This window comes from Tropicimonas marinistellae, assembly GCF_001509585.1.
Lineage (GTDB): Bacteria > Pseudomonadota > Alphaproteobacteria > Rhodobacterales > Rhodobacteraceae > Tropicimonas > Tropicimonas marinistellae.
On record NZ_LNCI01000003.1, the window covers coordinates 44,111 to 60,238 of the forward strand.

The 16,128-nt window shown below is 64.7% G+C and carries 13 protein-coding genes; 1 reads left to right on the forward strand and 12 read right to left on the reverse strand.

Features of this window, described 5'->3' with window-relative positions; genetic code table 11:
• Positions 1 to 334: 334 nt before the first annotated feature.
• Genes ARC39_RS06425 through ARC39_RS06435 form a run of 3 tightly spaced genes read right to left on the reverse strand, consistent with a single transcriptional unit; the run spans position 335 to position 4,489 of the window.
• Positions 335 to 1,438, reverse strand: a complete 1,104-nt coding sequence (locus tag ARC39_RS06425; protein WP_438273255.1) for a lipocalin-like domain-containing protein — start codon at positions 1,436 to 1,438, stop codon at positions 335 to 337.
• A complete protein-coding gene (locus tag ARC39_RS06430) occupies positions 1,428 to 3,836 on the reverse strand; it encodes an FtsX-like permease family protein (RefSeq protein ID WP_068111851.1) in 2,409 nt (802 codons plus the stop codon). The genes ARC39_RS06425 and ARC39_RS06430 overlap by 11 nt, the downstream gene beginning before the upstream one ends.
• The gene (locus ARC39_RS06435) at positions 3,833 to 4,489 is read right to left on the reverse strand and encodes an ABC transporter ATP-binding protein (RefSeq protein ID WP_068111854.1); all 657 of its coding nucleotides are present in this window, start codon (positions 4,487 to 4,489) and stop codon (positions 3,833 to 3,835) included. Before ARC39_RS06435 ends, ARC39_RS06430 begins: the two co-directional genes overlap by 4 nt.
• 155 nt (positions 4,490 to 4,644) lie before the next feature.
• On the opposite strand from ARC39_RS06435, the gene ARC39_RS06440 reads away from it, so the two are divergent.
• Positions 4,645 to 5,067, forward strand: coding sequence for a hypothetical protein (locus ARC39_RS06440; RefSeq protein WP_161470938.1), 423 nt, complete (start codon positions 4,645 to 4,647; stop codon positions 5,065 to 5,067).
• A 72-nt stretch (positions 5,068 to 5,139) separates the two neighbouring features.
• On the opposite strand, the gene metG is transcribed toward ARC39_RS06440, so the two are convergent.
• The 9 genes from metG to xylF all read right to left on the reverse strand — a co-directional run bounded on the left by metG (position 5,140) and on the right by xylF (position 16,123).
• Positions 5,140 to 6,858 (reverse strand): methionine--tRNA ligase, encoded by a 1,719-nt coding sequence (metG, locus tag ARC39_RS06445; RefSeq protein WP_068111859.1) that lies wholly within the window; start codon positions 6,856 to 6,858, stop codon positions 5,140 to 5,142.
• A gap of 173 nt (positions 6,859 to 7,031) precedes the next feature.
• On the reverse strand, positions 7,032 to 7,778 hold the full coding sequence (locus tag ARC39_RS06450) for a hypothetical protein (protein WP_068111862.1): 747 nt from the start codon (positions 7,776 to 7,778) through the stop codon (positions 7,032 to 7,034).
• 50 nt (positions 7,779 to 7,828) lie between these two features.
• A complete protein-coding gene (locus tag ARC39_RS06455; protein WP_068111865.1) occupies positions 7,829 to 9,085 on the reverse strand; it encodes an MFS transporter in 1,257 nt (418 codons plus the stop codon).
• 294 nt (positions 9,086 to 9,379) lie between these two features.
• Positions 9,380 to 10,042: a hypothetical protein gene (locus tag ARC39_RS06460; protein ID WP_068111868.1), complete on the reverse strand. Its 663-nt coding sequence runs from the start codon at positions 10,040 to 10,042 to the stop codon at positions 9,380 to 9,382.
• Positions 10,043 to 10,192: 150 nt separating this feature from the next.
• Positions 10,193 to 11,500, reverse strand: a complete 1,308-nt coding sequence (gene xylA / locus ARC39_RS06465; RefSeq protein WP_068111870.1) for a xylose isomerase — start codon at positions 11,498 to 11,500, stop codon at positions 10,193 to 10,195.
• Entirely contained in the window at positions 11,497 to 12,936 is a 1,440-nt protein-coding gene (gene xylB / locus ARC39_RS06470) for a xylulokinase (RefSeq protein ID WP_068111873.1), read from the reverse strand. Before xylB ends, xylA begins: the two co-directional genes overlap by 4 nt.
• Positions 12,936 to 13,709: an ATP-binding cassette domain-containing protein gene (locus tag ARC39_RS06475; RefSeq protein WP_068111876.1), complete on the reverse strand. Its 774-nt coding sequence runs from the start codon at positions 13,707 to 13,709 to the stop codon at positions 12,936 to 12,938. Before ARC39_RS06475 ends, xylB begins: the two co-directional genes overlap by 1 nt.
• A gap of 3 nt (positions 13,710 to 13,712) precedes the next feature.
• A complete protein-coding gene (locus tag ARC39_RS06480) occupies positions 13,713 to 15,011 on the reverse strand; it encodes a sugar ABC transporter permease (protein ID WP_068111880.1) in 1,299 nt (432 codons plus the stop codon).
• 86 nt (positions 15,012 to 15,097) lie between these two features.
• Positions 15,098 to 16,123, reverse strand: a complete 1,026-nt coding sequence (xylF, locus tag ARC39_RS06485) for a D-xylose ABC transporter substrate-binding protein (RefSeq protein WP_068111883.1) — start codon at positions 16,121 to 16,123, stop codon at positions 15,098 to 15,100.
• Positions 16,124 to 16,128: the final 5 nt, after the last annotated feature.

Below are 16,128 nucleotides of genomic sequence, written 5' to 3' on the forward strand. Positions count from 1 at the left end.
GGAGGTTCCTGTAGCGAATGCTTCGCGAGAGGAAAAGGCCGGTTGCCAAATTGCGCGCCCCAAGGGGCGCATTCCACTTGGCCGTGCGGGTGGCGCGGCGACGCGGTGGGCCAGCGCAGGGCCTGTGGAGGGGGAGGGGGGCTCGGAGCCCACCAAAGCGGATGCCGCTTGCGGTTTCGTCCTCCCCTGAGCCTTGCCTGCCGGGTCGCCGCCCGCTGCTCAATGGAAATGGCGGTTTCCACGGGGCAAGCCCCGCGGAGCCTCCGCAATTTCCCTTGACCGCCGGTCGCCGATCCGCCCGACGGGCCTCAGGCGAGGACGGCTCCGAAGCGGATCATTCCCCGTAGCCGGTCATTTCCAGGTAGCCGCGGCCGGTATGGCTGCCAGTGATGCTTACCGGGCCTTCCCAATAGGGGAAGGAGGTGTCCATCCAGGCATCCGGGTTGAGGGCGCCGATTTCGACCGAGAGGCCGTGTGCGGGCAGGTCGACCTGCCATCGGACGGGGATTTCTTCGGCGCTCTCGGCGAGGGGGGTGAGGATGAGCGCGCCGTTGCCGTAGGGGGCGGGGGTGCCGTCGGTGGCGATCCATGTGGCGGAGGTGAATGGCGGCCCCGTGCGGTCGCGCAGGCGAAAGCCCATGAGTTTTTCGCCGCTGTCGAAATGCAGCGAGATCCAGTCCCAGCCGTCTTGTGTTTCGGCAAGGGGCTGGGAGGACCATTCGCGGTCGAGCCAGCCGTGCCCGGTGACCGGGATGTCGGTGTCGTCGAGGGTGAGGGTCCCGGCGACGCGATAGAAGGGCTGGGAGTAATAGTGGCTCGCCTGCCCACCGGGAGACTTCACAGAATAGCCGCCCTCGCCTTGGAGGACCAGCGGGCCATCGGCGTCGAGCGTGAGCGCGTAGGAGAAATCCGCGCCGTGAGCGGTCAGGTTCAGACTGTCCAAAGCGTCCGCACCTGTGCCGGTGCCCGACATATGCCAGTCATCGATCCAGGCGGCAAAGGGGTCCGCCGTGACGCCTGCCTGCCCGATACCGCCCCGTGCGAGCTTTTCGGCGCTGCGGTGCGTGTCGCGGCTCGTGAGCGCGGCGTGGGCCATCCAGATCTGCGGGCTGGCCCATCCCTCCACCGGCGCGTCGGGCTCCGGAGCGAGGGCGGAGCGGAAGAGCGTCCATTGAACACCATACTCTTCCCCGTCCGCACCAGCGAGGTTGGCGGTGAGATACCACCACTCGATGCGGAAATCCGGATGGGCGCCGTGGTCGGCCGGGAACGTGAGCGGGATTTCGCGGCTGGGCAGGGCAAAGCCCTCGGCTTCGGTGCCGAGCCCTGCGAAGCCCTGGGGCGACGCCGGCGCGGAGACCATGAAGCTCAGACCGACGAGAAGCGCGCAAAGCGCAAGGGGCGGTCGTCCGAATTGGCGGGCAAGGCTATCTCTCATCGGCGAAGACCTTGAGGAATTGTGCAGGCGCGGTGCGCGCGAGGCGACGCGTCGGTAAGGCGCCGGCAGCCGCGGCCGCGAGGAGAGTGAGCGCGAAGAGTGCGACCCATTGGAGCGGAAAGAGGAACATCGGCAGGCGCCAGCCAAATGCCTCGACATTGACCACCGCCAGCAGACACCAAGCAAGCGCGAGGCCCACTGGGAGCGCTGCGAGGAAGGTTAGGGCCGCGAGCGCGAGGGTGCGCAGGATCTCCAGCCGGGCAAGGCGGCGGCGGGTCAGGCCGAGTGCCCAAACCGGCGCCAGTTGCGGCAGGCGCATGGTTGAGAGTGTCAGCAGCGCCGTCAGGATGGCGAAGCCAGCCACCGAGAGGGTCAGCACGTTGAGCGCGCCTGTCACGGTGAATGTACGTTCGAAGACCTGCAGCGAGGTCGCCTTAAGGCGCGCCTGGTCAATCAGGTTCGCCTCCGGCAGGCCGTAGTCGTCACGGAGGGCGCGGGCGAGCGCGGGCGGATCGGATGCCACGATACCGTGGCGGAGCCGGGGCACATCCGGATGGTGTGCCAGCAGGCTGTCGAGCCCGACCACGGCCTGCCCGACCGGATTGCCGTAGTCGGAATAGACGCCGACCACCGACATCGTCCATCCTTCGCCGATGTGCAGCGTGTCGCCGGGTGAGAGCCCCGCCCGGTAGGAGAGCTGTTCGTTGATCAGCACGCCACGATTGGCGAAGGCCGCGTCCCACGTGTCGGGCGTGGAACGCAGCAAGGGCCAATGTTGCCGGTAGACCGCATGATCGACGATTCCGTAGACCTCCCCCGGCGCCTCCGCGAGCGGCAGGTCGACCTTCCAGATCGGCAGGACGGCGTCGGCGCGACCGGAAAGCCAGGACCGGAGTGCGCGACCGTCCGCTTCGTTGCGGGCAGTTACGTAAATGTCGGAGACCAGGCGCTGGTCGAGCCAGCCGGTGAAGGTGAGCCTGAAGGAGGCGACCATCGTGGACACGCCGATATTGGTTGCCAGTGCCAGCATCAGCGCCATCATCGCAAGCGACAGGCCGGGGAGCTGTTGCCGGGTGTCCGCCCAGAACCATTGCGCGAGCGGACGGCGGGCATGGCGAGCGCCGAGGCCGAGGACGGCCGCGAGCAGGCGGGGCAACAGAAGGGCCGCCCCCAGCAGCACCCCGCCGAGCAGGGCGAAACCGGCGGCAAGCCCGTCGGCGAGCAGAGAGGCACTGATCCCGGCGGCAATCATCGCGAGCCCTGCAACGGCTTGGCGCCGCAGCGCGCGCGCGGAGACGGTGGCCCAGGCGCGCGGCTGGGCGGACGCCAGCAACGGCATGCGGTGGACCTGATGCAGCCCGTGGGCGGCGGCCGCCAGCGCGCCGACCTGGGCAATGGCCAGCCCTGCCAGTGCCCATCCGGGATGAAAACCCAGCACGCCGCGCACCTCCGCCCCGTAGAGCCCGCGCAGCGTGGCGGCGACGTCCGGAAGGAGTGCCCCGGCAATGAGATAGCCGAGCGCGATGCCGAGGCTGCCTGCGACGAAGGCCAGCAGCATGACCTCCGCCAGAAGCAGCGCAAGCAAGCTGCGCGCCGGCAGACCGAGCGCGCGAAGCGTTCGGAACATGGGTCGGCGTTGTTCGAAGGCAAGCCCGATGGCGCCGTGCACGATGAAGAGGCCGACCGCGAAGCTCAACAGCCCGAAGGCGGTGAGGTTCAGGTGGAAACTGTCGGTTAGCCGCGCCATGTCGCCTTGATCCTGCGCGGGTGTCAGGGCAAGGGCCGGGGCGATCTCCTCCAACGCCCGTCGGTGGTCTGGTTGGCCGGGGCGCACCAGGAGGCGGTCGATCATTCCGCCCTTCTGCAACAGGATTTCTGCCGTGCCGATATCGGTGAGCATCTGTCCCGGCGGAACCGCCGTATCCGCGACGAGCCGCGGCAGGCCGGGCGCGCCCTGAAGCGCATCGACAGTCTCTGGCGCGGCAAAACCGACACCGGGCGGGCGCAGCATGTCGAGCGGGTCGATACCGGCATCCCCGGCAAATGACGCCGGCAACAGGCCTGTCGGGGCGGTCAGAGGCTCCAGCCCCGTGACCCGCAGGCGCGTTTCGCCGCGAAGGATCCGCCCTTCGATCACTGGCGAGACGTCCCAGCCGTCGCGGCGCAGGGCGACATAGGTGGCGACGGGCATCGGGCCGTCCGGGTGCGCGAGGCTGGCGTAGCCACCGATGCCCAGCGTGGCTGCGGCCGCATCGTAGCTGCGCCGGGCCTCGCCGTTGATCGCCTGCACTGCGGACCAGAGGGCCGTGGCCAATGCAAGCCCGGCGAGCAGGGTGAAGAGCTGGAGCGGCTGGCGCCGCCAGTGCGAGAGCAAGGCGGCCAAAGCGGCGCGCCTCATGCGACGCTCCCTTGGGAGAGGTGCAGGCGGCGGGAGAGGCGGGCCGCGAGGCGGGTGGAGTGGGTGACCATTAGCAGCCCGGCGCCGGTTTCCGTGACAAGTTCGAGGATCATGTCCAGAACCCCGTCGGCGGTCGCCTCGTCGAGGTTGCCGGTGGGCTCGTCGGCCAGCAGGACCGGCGGCCGGGGCGCCAGCGCCCGCCCGATGGCGACCCGCTGCTGCTGTCCGCCGGAAAGCTGCTCCGGGTAGCGATCGAGCAAGTCCGCGAGGCCGAGCCGGTCGGCAAGCGTCGCACACCACGCCGCGTCGTGCCGGCCGGCAAGGCGGGCTTGAAAGGCGAGATTGGCGCCGGTGTCGAGCGAGGGGATCAGGTTGAATTGCTGGAACACGAGCCCGATCCGGTCCCGCCGGATCGCGGCGCGCCCGGTGTCGCCCATGGTGGCGATCTCCTCTCCACCAAGCAGGATGGACCCGCTGTCGGGCTGGTCCAAAGCGGCCAGCAGGTGCAAAAGCGTGCTCTTGCCGGAGCCGGATTCGCCCGTCAGAGCCAACGTCTCGCCCGCCGCCAGATCCAGCGAAACGCCATTCAACACGGGCAACGACCCGTCGCCGGTGGGAAAGCTCTTCGTTAGGTTTCGGGCTTCGATCAGCATGAGGGTGACGTAGCGCGTAATCCGCGCAGGGAAAAGCGCGTGTGGCAAAGATGCGCGTCTGGCGATGGACGGTGCACGCGAGAGCAGGTAGGAAAAAGCAATATTGGATATTTGCAAACTATGGTAAATCTGGCGGTATTTGAACGATAGAATAGGTGCTCAAAATGAAATTGGTGCGAATGATTGCTGCCTTTTGTATTTTCGCGGCTTTTGCGTCGACGGTCGGCTCTGTCGATGCTCAGGAACGGGTTGGACCAAAGATCGTGGAATTCTCAGTTCATGGCCCGGGCAAAACCGTGAAGTACAAAATCAAGGTTCGGCAAATGAAACGTGCATTTGGCAAGAAGACCTATGTGGAGAGCGGATTGGCGACATATGAAGCTGTCGGCGCGAAGGGCGACGCCGACATGGACTACGGTGGAATTCTTTGGAATTTGGTCGCTATTGAACGTGCGACAGGGTGCGCAGTGATCCGAGAGACAATTGTGAATGACCGAAATCGATCCTATGCGGCGGTGGATTGCGGGACGTCGCGTGATCGCATCGCCCTGCCGTTAATGATAACGGCCGGATCGTAAGTCGGCGGAAAACTCCCAAATGGGCGGCGGGGACCGGGTATTTCAATTCGCAGTCCGAAAGCCGTGCCGCCCTTACCCCCGCCCTCCCGCAAACCGCACTTCCCAGCCTTCCCGGTCCTCGTCGCCGATCTTGGCAAAGAGGGTATCTGGCACGGAGAAGCCGTGGCCCGCCTCCAGCACGGCGAGCGCGGCTTCCATGTCGGAGGGCCAGCCAGTGTCGTCGGTGCACATCGCCTCCAGCAGCGTGGCGGCGGCGCCGGGGATGAAGGGGGCGGAGAGGACGGCGTAGACGCGGATCAGGTTCAGCGCCAGGCGAATGTCGGCGGCCGCGCGCTCTGGGTCTGTCTTGAAGCTGGTCCAGGGCGCGGCGGTTTGCAGGAATTCGTTGCCCGCCACCCAGATCGCCCGCAGTTCGGCGGCCGCCTTGCGGACCTCGATGGCGTCCATGTGGCCCACGTAGGTCGCGAGGCGCGTGTTCAGCTCGCCGATGAGGCGCCGCCCGTCTTCGGTGATTTCCCCGCCCTCCGGCACTTCCTCGCCGAACTTCGAGCGGCAGAACTTGGTCACGCGGCTCACGAAATTGCCCAGCACGTCGGCAAGATCCTTGTTCACGCCGGTCTGGAATTTCTCCCAGGTGAATTCGCTGTCGGAGCTTTCCGGCGCGTTGGAGAGCAGCCACCAGCGCCAGTAATCGGCCGGCAGGATCTCCAGCGCGTCGTCCTGAAAGATGCCGCGGCCCTGGCTGGTGGAGAACTGCCCGCCATCATAGTTCAGGTAGTTGAACGACTTGATGTAATCGACGAGCTTCCACGGGTCGCGGCTGCCGATCAGCGTCGAGGGAAAGGTCAGGGTGTGGAATGGCACGTTATCCTTGCCCATGAATTGCACATAGCGCACGTCCTCCGCGCCCGCGTCGGTGCGCCACCAGCGCCACCAGTCCTCCTCGTCCTTGCCCTGTGCCTCTGCCCATTCGGCGGCGCAGGCGATGTATTCGATGGGCGCGTCGAACCAGACGTAGAAGACCTTGCCCTCCATGCCCGGCCAGCTCTCGTCGCCCTTTTTTACCGGGATGCCCCAGTCCAGATCACGGGTGATGCCGCGATCCTGCAACCCGTCGCCATCGTGCAGCCATTTCTTGGCGATGGAGGTCGTCAGAACGGGCCAGTCGGCCTTGCTGTCGATCCAGCTGTCGATATCGTCTTTTAGCGCAGATTGGCGCAGGAAAAGGTGCTTGGTTTCGCGCACCTCCAGATCCGTCGCACCGGAAATGGCCGAGCGCGGCTCCAGCAGGTCCGTTGGGTCGAGCTGCTTGGTGCAGTTCTCGCACTGGTCGCCACGGGCGCGGTCGTAGCCGCAATTGGGGCAGGTGCCCTCGATGTAGCGGTCCGGCAGGAACCGGCCATCGGCGGGCGAGTAGACCATCTTCTCGGAGACTTCGGAGATGTATCCGTTCTCGGCCAGCCGGCCCGCGAAATACTGCGTCAGCCGGTGGTTCTGTGGCGACGAGGACCGGCCGAAATGGTCGAAGGAGAGCCCGAAGCCGGCGGCGAGCCGGGCCTGGGTCCTGTGCATCTGGCTGCAATAGGCGTCCACCGGCATGTCGGCCTTGGCCGCGGCCAGCTCGGCGGGCGTGCCGTGTTCGTCGGTGGCGCACAGGAACAGGACTTCGTGACCGCGGGCGCGGCAGTAGCGGGCGTAGAGGTCCGCCGGCAACTGGCTGCCCACCAGATTGCCCAGGTGCTTGATGCCGTTAATGTAGGGAAGGGCTGAGGTGATGAGAATGCGCGACATGCGAGGGCTGCTCCGTTTCCGACGCAGGAGCCTTTAGCCGATGCATCGCGCGAGCGCCACTCTCCTGTGGCACTTGCGGCGCGGACCGGTGCACGCATGACCGGGGCATGCCCGCAGGCGACTACCTATGATTGGCCTGCTTTCGTCCACGGGATGCGATGTGCTCGGTCCCGCTAGTCGCAGTCGCAGCCGTCACCGCCCATTTCCGGCAGCATCTCTAGAATCGAGATCACGCCGGCCGCGTTCAGATCGATACTGCCCTCTACGACAAACCCAAGGTGCCCTTCGCCGAAGTCCCGGAAGCCGCCGCGGCTCACATGTGCATCGAGCGCCAGTAGCGGGTCAGGCATATCGAAGCACATATCCTTGTCGACGAGTTCCGCATTGAGTGCCTCGCGCACGCGGGTGGAAATGCGTTCGGTCAGGTTGAGCAGGTTCATCACGCCGCCGGCCAACCCGCTTGGCTCGATTGTCAGCTCTTCCAGCTGGGCATACAGGCAATTGTCGACAATCTGTCCATCCAGCAATGCGTCAACGGCGGTGATATTGCTGATCGTGCGCTTGCGGCTGTCGAAGTCGTTGGCGGCATTGCATTTGTACCGGATGAGTTGGACCCGGCCGAGCAGACGGATGTGGTCGTTTTCCGAGCGTGCCTTGTCGAGTTGCAAACCGATTCGTTGTTCGCATTCCTCCTGGATGACACCGGACAACAGGCCCGGCAGGTTCACCTGTATCGCGCGGAGATTGCCTGCCACCTTGACGTCGATCCGCGTTCGGCTGGCCGGTTCGAGGTAGACCTCCATGAAGATCGGCAGCCGATGCCCATTGATATCGACACGCTCCGTGAAGGTCAGCGGCTCGGAGGCGGGCAAAACACACGGCCAGAGTGCCAGCAAAGCGGTGATAACGGCGTGCTTCATGGCGACTCCCTTGAGAACCCTGTCCAGAATGAAAACACGACGCTACCGCGTCAACGGTCGCCGTTCGCGTCGGCAGGTTTTCTGTCGCGCGCGTCGCGGCTGCCGCGCAGCAACCGGCCGATGGTAAAGGACGTGCGCGGTGCATAGACATACGGTGTACGCTCCGAGACGGTAGGCCGGGCGGTCATCCGGTAGAGGCCGACGATAGCCAGGATCGCATGGGCCGTCGCGATCAGGACAAAGAGCGCGGCCGGTCCGAAACGCGCGATGAGCGTTGACGCTAGGAGCGGCGCCCCTATGGCACCGACCGCGAAGAAGAACATCAACGCGGCAGATAATTCGACACGCTCGCGGCTTTCGGCGAAGTCATGGGCATGTGCAACCGCGACGGAGTATACCGGGAATGTGGTAAGGCCGAATATCACCGCGTTGGCGAAGACAACCGCACTATTTGCGGCGCCGATGGAGAGTGTTGCCGCGCAACTTGCCACGGAGGCGAGAGAGAGCCCCAGGAGAACCCAGCGGCGGTCATACTTGTCTGCCAACCATCCAATCGGCACCTGTGCCATGGCGCCTCCAAGCACCCAGGCTGCGAGAAACCAGGCAATCTGGTTTGTACTCAAGCCGACTTCCTGCCCGTAAATCGGTCCGACCATGCGGAACGCGGCCGACGAGATCGCGGCCACGACGACGGCGGCGGCAGCCAGCGGCGAGCGGCGAAAGGCGAGTTCGGGCCGCAAGCGGGGCGCGGCTGGCGTTTTCGGCTGGCGCACGGTTGTAAGCGCTATCGGCAGGAGTGCTGCGCAACAGAGAATTGCCAGAAGGTTGTACGAGACGTAATTCGCCGGCTCCAGTACGCCGATCAGGAGTTGTGCGCCGATGGCCGCAGTCAGGTCCACGCCGCGGTAGTAGCCCATGACGCGCCCCCGAATCGAGTTGCGTAGTTTCGCCTGTAGCCAAGCCTCGATTACCGTGTAGCACCCGGCGACACAGAGGCCCGTGGCGGTGCGCATTGCGGCCCAGGCCCAGGGATCGACGATCATCATGTGGGAGATGAGGCCGATCGCACCGGTCGCAGTGAAAGCGGCGAAAGCGCGGGAATGGCCAACCGATCCCATAAGCCGCGGCGCCCACCAGCACCCAACAAAGAAGCCAAGGAAATGGGCCGACCCCAACAGCCCGACCTGCGATTTGGTGAAGCCCAGCTCAAGACCTGAAAGGGCGTCAAGCGGACCCACGCCGCCGGAAGATAGTTGTAGCAGCAGGACAGAAAGCAGAAGGGCTGCAAAGGAGATCAGGAGGCGCATGAGACGGGTCCGTACGGGTCACCGCCGGGCGTGAAACGGAGACGCTGTTGCGTCTGGCCCGTTCGCGACGCCCGAGGTCGTTCCCGGGCCTGATCGCTCTATGCAGTCATATCCGCGAGAATCTGTTGAAGGCGGGGGACAATGACCACGTCTCCCGACATCTGACTTGCCAGGCGGCACGAAATACGAACCCGGTTCATTCCACTCCCTAGGAACAATGCGCCCAGTCCGCTTCTCCGGGCGCTCGGAATTCGCAGACTGAAGGAAGCGTCGCGCGACGCGGTTTACCCACGTTCACCGGTCAGCGGTCGCAGATGCGAGGCGCCACTCTCCGTCCCGGAACTCAAGATACCTGGTGTTCGCCTGACGCTGCCGTTTCTTCAGCAGGTCGTTGTAAACGAGGCCGCAGGCTGCACCCACGGCGGCAGCCGGCGGGGCCGCGGCGCCGGCGACAAGCATTAGATTGTAGCATCCACCAAGCATTCCGACGGACTCGACCGAACGGTTGACCTCGTGTGCCGGCAGTCCGGCATTCGTCAGGAGTTGTTTTCCCGCGCATTTCAGACCGAGCATGGCAACAGGCGCGGCCGGTCCGAAGGAGGCATAGGCAGGGTTGAGTTCCGTCAGACCGCTCGCCGCCGCAAGTGCGGAAGCGCCGGCATCGGAAAAATCGCCGATCCCGAGCCGCGCGCCCGCAGCCGGTTTCGTGCCGTTCTGGCCGGAGGTGCAAGGCGTGCGCGCCTTTTTACCGTCCGCGTCTTCAGGAGCACGTGTCTGCGCCTGCGTGCAGCGTTGGCCGGGCGGAAGGTACTCCTGATGTGGTGCGGGGGCCGCCGCCTCGATCCGCGATGTAGATCGCGAAACGGACGTATCGGCGTCAGGGGCAGCGCAGGCAACCAGCGACAGGAGGGGAACGGCGAGAGCGGACAGTTTCGCAAGAGTCTTTCCGGGCAGCATCGACGGCACTCCTCTGGCAATGGCGCTGAGGCGCGTTCTAGGCGATGCGGCCTAACGGCCGATTAAACGCAGGGCGTCCGACATGGCATTCACAAATGGGAACGGCGGCCCGGATGGACCGCCGTTTTACCCGCGAATGGAGATTTGGCGTCAGACGAAGCGATTGACGTAGTTTTCCAGGATTTCCTGGCGCCCGGAACGCGGCTCCGGGTTGAGGCCTTCGTCCAGAACACGTTGCGCGATCCCGTCGAGCGTACCGCTCTCGAGCATCGCCTTGTTCTCGGGCTTGTCCCACCCCGCGTAGCGTGCGGCACGCGCGGTCTCCAATCCGCCATCTTCCAGCATCGCCGCGGCTGCCTTGAGTCCACGGGCGCAAACATCCATTGCGCCCACATGCCCGGCGATCAGATCAGCAGCGTCGAGCGATTGCCGCCTTAGTTTGGAGTCGAAGTTGGTGCCTCCAGTTGTGAAACCGCCCGTCTTCAGGATCTCGTAATAGGCCAGCGCCACTTCCGGCACGTTGTTGGGGAACTGGTCGGTATCCCAGCCGGATTGGTAGTCGTTACGGTTCATGTCGATGGAGCCGAGAATGCCGAATGCCGCCGCCATGGCCAGCTCGTGCTCGAAGCTGTGGCCGGCGAGAATTGCGTGGCCTTGCTCGATATTCATCGCCACTTCGCCCTCAAGGTCGAACTCCTTGATGAAGGAATAGACCGTGTTGACGTCGTAGTCATACTGGTGCTTCGATGGCTCCTGCGGTTTCGGTTCGATCAGGATCGTGCCCTCGAAGCCGATCTTCTTCTTGTAGTCGACAACCATCTGCAAGAAGCGGCCGGCCTGCTGGCGCTCCTTCACAAGATCGGTGTTGAGCAGCGTCTCGTAGCCTTCGCGCCCGCCCCAGAGCACATAGTTCTGACCGCCAAGCTTCATGGTGGCGTCCATGCATTCCTTCACTGTCGCTGCGCACCAGGCAAAGACGTCCGGATCCGGGTTGGTGGCTGCTCCGGACATGAAGCGTCGGTGGGTGAACATGTTGGCCGTGCCCCAGAGGAGCTTCGTCTTGCGGCTCTCCATCTTCCCGGCGATATAGTCGACGATCTCTTCGAGATTGCGCTTGTACTCGGCAAAGCTGTCGCCGCCCGGGCAGACATCCGCATCGTGGAAGCAGAAGAATGGCTGGCCGAGAATGTCGAACATCTCGAAGGCCGCATCTGCCTTTATCTTTGCCGTATCCATCCTGTCCTGCGGATACCAGGGGCGTTCGAAGGTGCGCCCGCCAAATGGGTCGCCGCCTTCCCATGCGAAACTGTGCCAATAGGCGACGGCAAAACGAAGCTGCTCCTCCATCCGCTTGCCCATGACGATTTCGTCGGGGTCGTAGTGGCGGTAGGCGAGTTGATCGGCCCCGGCATCCGGATCGAATTTGACCGGCGCGATGCCGTCGAAGAAGTTTGTCATGAGAGACCTCTGAGGGCTTGATAGGTTTGCCGATAGCGCTGTTGCGCCTCGGCGAAGGCGGCCGTCAGGTCTTTGACTGGCTCGACGACCTTTGAAATCTCCGGGATGCCCGCAATCTCGGCGCCGGAACCGGTGGCCGCCATCAGTGCCAGCCGCGCCGCGCCGAAGGCACCGCCGAAATCGCCGGCGACCGGCACCTGAACCGGCATGTCGAGGGCCGTCGCGATAGCTTGCAGCCAATAGTCCGAGCGGGACCCGCCGCCCACGGCGATCAGCCGGTCGAACCTGGTGCCGGTGGAAGCCAACGCGTCGTAGCTGTCGCGCACGGCGAAGGTCACGCCTTCCAGCACGGCGGCCGTGCCCGCAGCGCGGTCCGTGGCGTGCTCCAGCCCTGTAAGGCTGCCGCGTATCTGCGCATCGTTGTGCGGCGTTCGCTCGCCGCCGAGATAGGGCAGGAACATCGTGCGGCCGGGCGCACGCAGCGCCTCGAGTTCGCCGGTGAGCGTCGCAGCGTCCGAACCGACGAGTGCGGCGTACCAATTCAGCGAGTCGGTCGCGGCCAGGAATACGCCCATCTGGTGCCACGTTCCCGGGAGAGCATGGCAGAAGGTGTGAACCGCAGTCGCGGCATCGGGCTGATAGGCGTCCGACGCCGCAAAGAGCACGCCGGACGTGCCGAGCGAGATGAAGGCATCGCCGGCATTGACCACACCCACGCCCACGGCCGAGGCGGCATTGTCGCCGCCGCCACCAGCGACCACCACGCCTTGCGGCAGGCCCCAGCGATCGGCCAGTTCCTTGCGCAGAGTGCCCGAAACCTCGGAACCTTCGACGAGCCGCGGCATATGTTCCCGGCTGAGATCGGACCCCGCAAGAAGCGCATCCGACCAGTCCCGCGCGCCGGTGTCGAGCCAGCTTGTGCCCGCCGCATCCGACATCTCCGAAACGGCCTCACCCGTCAGCCACAGTCGCAGGTAGTCCTTGGGCAGCAAGACTTTTGCAACTTTTTCAAAGATTTCCGGCTCGTTGTTCTGAACCCACATCACCTTGGGCGCGGTGAAGCCCGGAAAGACGATATTGCCGGTGATCTCGCGCCAGGACGGGGCCAAATCGAGCGCGGCTGCCTCCTCGAAGGAGCGCGTATCGTTCCACAGCATGCAGGGACGCAGGACGTTCTCTGCGGCATCAAGGAGCGTTGCGCCATGCATCTGCCCACTCAGGCCGATCCCGCGAACGCCGGACAGCGGGGCCGCGGCGGCCAGCCCGTCCATCGCGGCGGAGGCCGCCGCCAGCCAGTCGGCCGGCGATTGCTCCGACCATCCCGGATGTGGGCGCGAGACGGTGAGCGGGGCAGTGGCTTCGGCAACGACGCCCTGCGTCTCGTCGATCAGGAGCGCCTTGAGACCCGAGGTCCCCAGATCGAGACCGATGAACATCACGCCAGTCCTTTCTCCGGTTTCTTGCCGAGGATGATCATCCCGAGGATGTCGTCCTCGGAGACCTCATCGACCTTGACGGTGCCCACTAGCCGGCCGTTCTTCATCACCGAGGCCCGATCGCAGAGCGCTTTCACCTGGTGGATGTCGTGGTCGATCAGGAAGATGCCCAGGCCCTGCGCCTTCAACTCGTCGATCAGCTTTGCGACCATGGCCGTTTCCTCGACGCCGAGTGCGGCGGTAGGTTCGTCCATGATCAGGATCTTGGCGTTGAAATAGACGGCGCGAGAGATGGCAACCGATTGGCGTTGTCCGCCCGAAAGCCCAGCGACCGGTGTGTGGAAGCGTTGGAAGTTGGGGTTGAGACGCGCCATGATTCTGCGCGTCTCAGCTTCCATTTTGGCATCGTCGACGAGCCCCGTGGACGTCACAAGCTCGCGGCCGAGGAACAGGTTCGACGCGGCGTCCAGGTTATCGGCCAGTGCGAGGTACTGATAGATCGTCTCGATCCGGTAGTTCCGCGCATCCCGAGGGTTGTGGATATGGGCTTCCTCGCCATTGACGAATATCTGCCCGCCGTCGCGCGGAAGCGCGCCGGAGAGCATTTTCATCAGCACCGACTTGCCGGCGCCGTTGTGGCCGAGAACGCCGACAACCTCGCCGGGGTAGAGGTTTAGCGTGACCCCATCCACGGCGTGAATGCCGCCGAAGGACTTGCGCATGTCGCGCATCTCGACAAGAGGGGTGCCGCGGTCCGTTGCATCAAGTGGCATGGGTCAGTCTCCCGTCCGCTTGCGGTAAAGAATGTCGACGTAGACGGCGAGCACGAGCACGATGCCGACGACGATGTTCTGATAGGGTGCTTCGACACCGACCATCGCCATGCCCGATTGCAGGGACTGCATGATCAACGCGCCGAGGATGGCGCCGTAGATCGTCCCGATGCCGCCGGAGAGCGCCGTGCCCCCGATGACGGCTGCGGCGATGACGCGCAATTCGTCCAACGTGCCGATATCGTTGGAGTGGAAGTTGAGACGCGCCGAGGCGACGACGGCCGAAAGCGCGCAGAGGAATCCGACGATGGCGAAGACCTTCACCGTGAGGAGCCGGATGTTGATGCCGGCCAGCTCGGTTGCCTCCGGGTTGCCGCCGGTCGCAAATATGTACCGACCGAGGCGCGTACGTTGCGCGACGACTGTCATGATCACGGCCACGGCGATCAACAGCAGCACGGAGTAGGGCACGCCGTAACCTGCGGTGTAGCCTTCGGGCATGGTTTCCCCGCGGGCCTCGAAGATGCGCTGTAGGCGTCGGGTGGGTATCTCGTAGGAATTCAAAATCCAGACGAATCCCAGGATTGCCACGACCGCGATACCGCCGATCACCAGTTCTGCCCAGATGGGTTTCACGGGGAAGTCATGACGGAGCTTGTTCCGGCGCGCGTTGACCAGCAGCAGAATGGTCACGGCGACTGCGATCAGGCCGAGAATCCAGCTTGCGGACTCGCCCAGGGTGCCGTCGATGCCACCAAGCGCGACGAAGTTCCCGTCGAGCGGCCCGATGGTTTGCCCTCGCGACAGGTGCCAGGCCACGTTTCGCCAGACAAAGAGGCCGCCGAGGGTGACGATAAAGGCGGGAATTGTCAGGTACCCGATCAGCCATCCGTGGAAGGCGCCGATTGCGATGCCGACGACCATGCCCACCAGAATTGCAATCGGTGCGATGAGTGGCGACCCGAGTTCGAGGCCGAGCCATTGTGGCAGAGCGACTGTCTGTGTCATCGCCATGAAGGCGGAACAAGTCGCCAGCAATGCGCCGACGCTCAGATCGATGTGTCGGGTTACGATAACGAACACCATGCCCGTGGCCATGATGGCGACCGAGACGGTCTGAATCGTCAGGTTGAATAGGTTGCGGGGGGTCAGGAACCGGCCGCCCGTCCAGATATCGAAGACGATGCAAATCACCACGAATGCCCCGATCATGCCGAGCAGTCGGGTGTCGATTTCCATTGTGTCCAGGATGTTCCGGCGGGTTTTTGTCGGCAGGTCGCGGGATTCCGTGCTGTCAGCCATTTGGCGCTCTCCGGGATGCGCGTTCTGTGTGCTCCCGCCGGTGTGACCGGCAGGAGCATTTGTTGTTGTTCGGGGTGAGAACGACCTCAGTTACAGGGGGCCGGTCCGCCTTCCACGCCCTGGCAGAGGGCTTCCACGGAGATCCAGCCAGCGTCGGTAACGGCGGTCAGGTTCGCAGCGGTCACAGGAACCGGCTCGAGGAACTTCGCCGTCATCGTCGTTCCGGAGGGGGACGTCCATTCGATCGCGCCATCGACGTCAGCCATGGAGGATCCGCCGGCCAGCGCCACGGCAATCTCGCCGGCTGCCTTGCCAAGGTCGCGTGCGTCTTTCCACACCGATACGGTCTGCGTTCCCTTGGCCACCCGGTTCAGAGCGGCATGGTCACCGTCCTGGCCGGACACCGGAATGCCGTCCATTCCCTGAGCCGTCAGCGCTGCCACGGCGCCGCCTGCGGTGCCGTCATTGGAGGCGACGACCGCGTCGACCTTGTTGTCGACGGAGGTGAGGATCTGCTCCATGTTGCGCTGCGCGTTGGCCGGCAGCCAGCCGTCCGTGTAGGCCTCGCCGACGATGGTGATATCGCCCGCGTCGATCGCCGCCTGCAGGATTTCCTGCTGGCCGCCACGGAGGAAGTCCGCGTTCGGATCGGTGGGCGAGCCCTTGATCATCACGTAGTTGCCCGTGGGCTGGGCTTCAAAGACGGCACGGGCCTGCATGCGCCCGACTTCGACGTTGTCGAAGGTCAGGTAGAAGGCGCGCGGGTCTTCGATCAGACGGTCATAGGCGATAACCGGAATGCCCTCGTCGGCCGCCATCTGCACGGCCGGGATCACGGCTTCGGTGTCCTGTGCGAGTACGATCAGCGCGTCGACGCCTTGCGCCATCAGTGCTTCCACATCGGAGAGCTGCTTGGACGACGACGATTGCGCGTCGGCCGAAACGTACTTCGCGCCGCCGGCCTCCAGCGCCGCGACCATGGCGGCCTCGTCCGTCTTCCAGCGCTCTTCCTGGAAGTTCGACCAGCTCACGCCCACCGTCAGGTCCTGAGCCAGCGCAGTGGTGGTGAAGGCGGTCGTCAAGGCGGCCGCTGCAATGAAAAGGTTACGCATGAAAT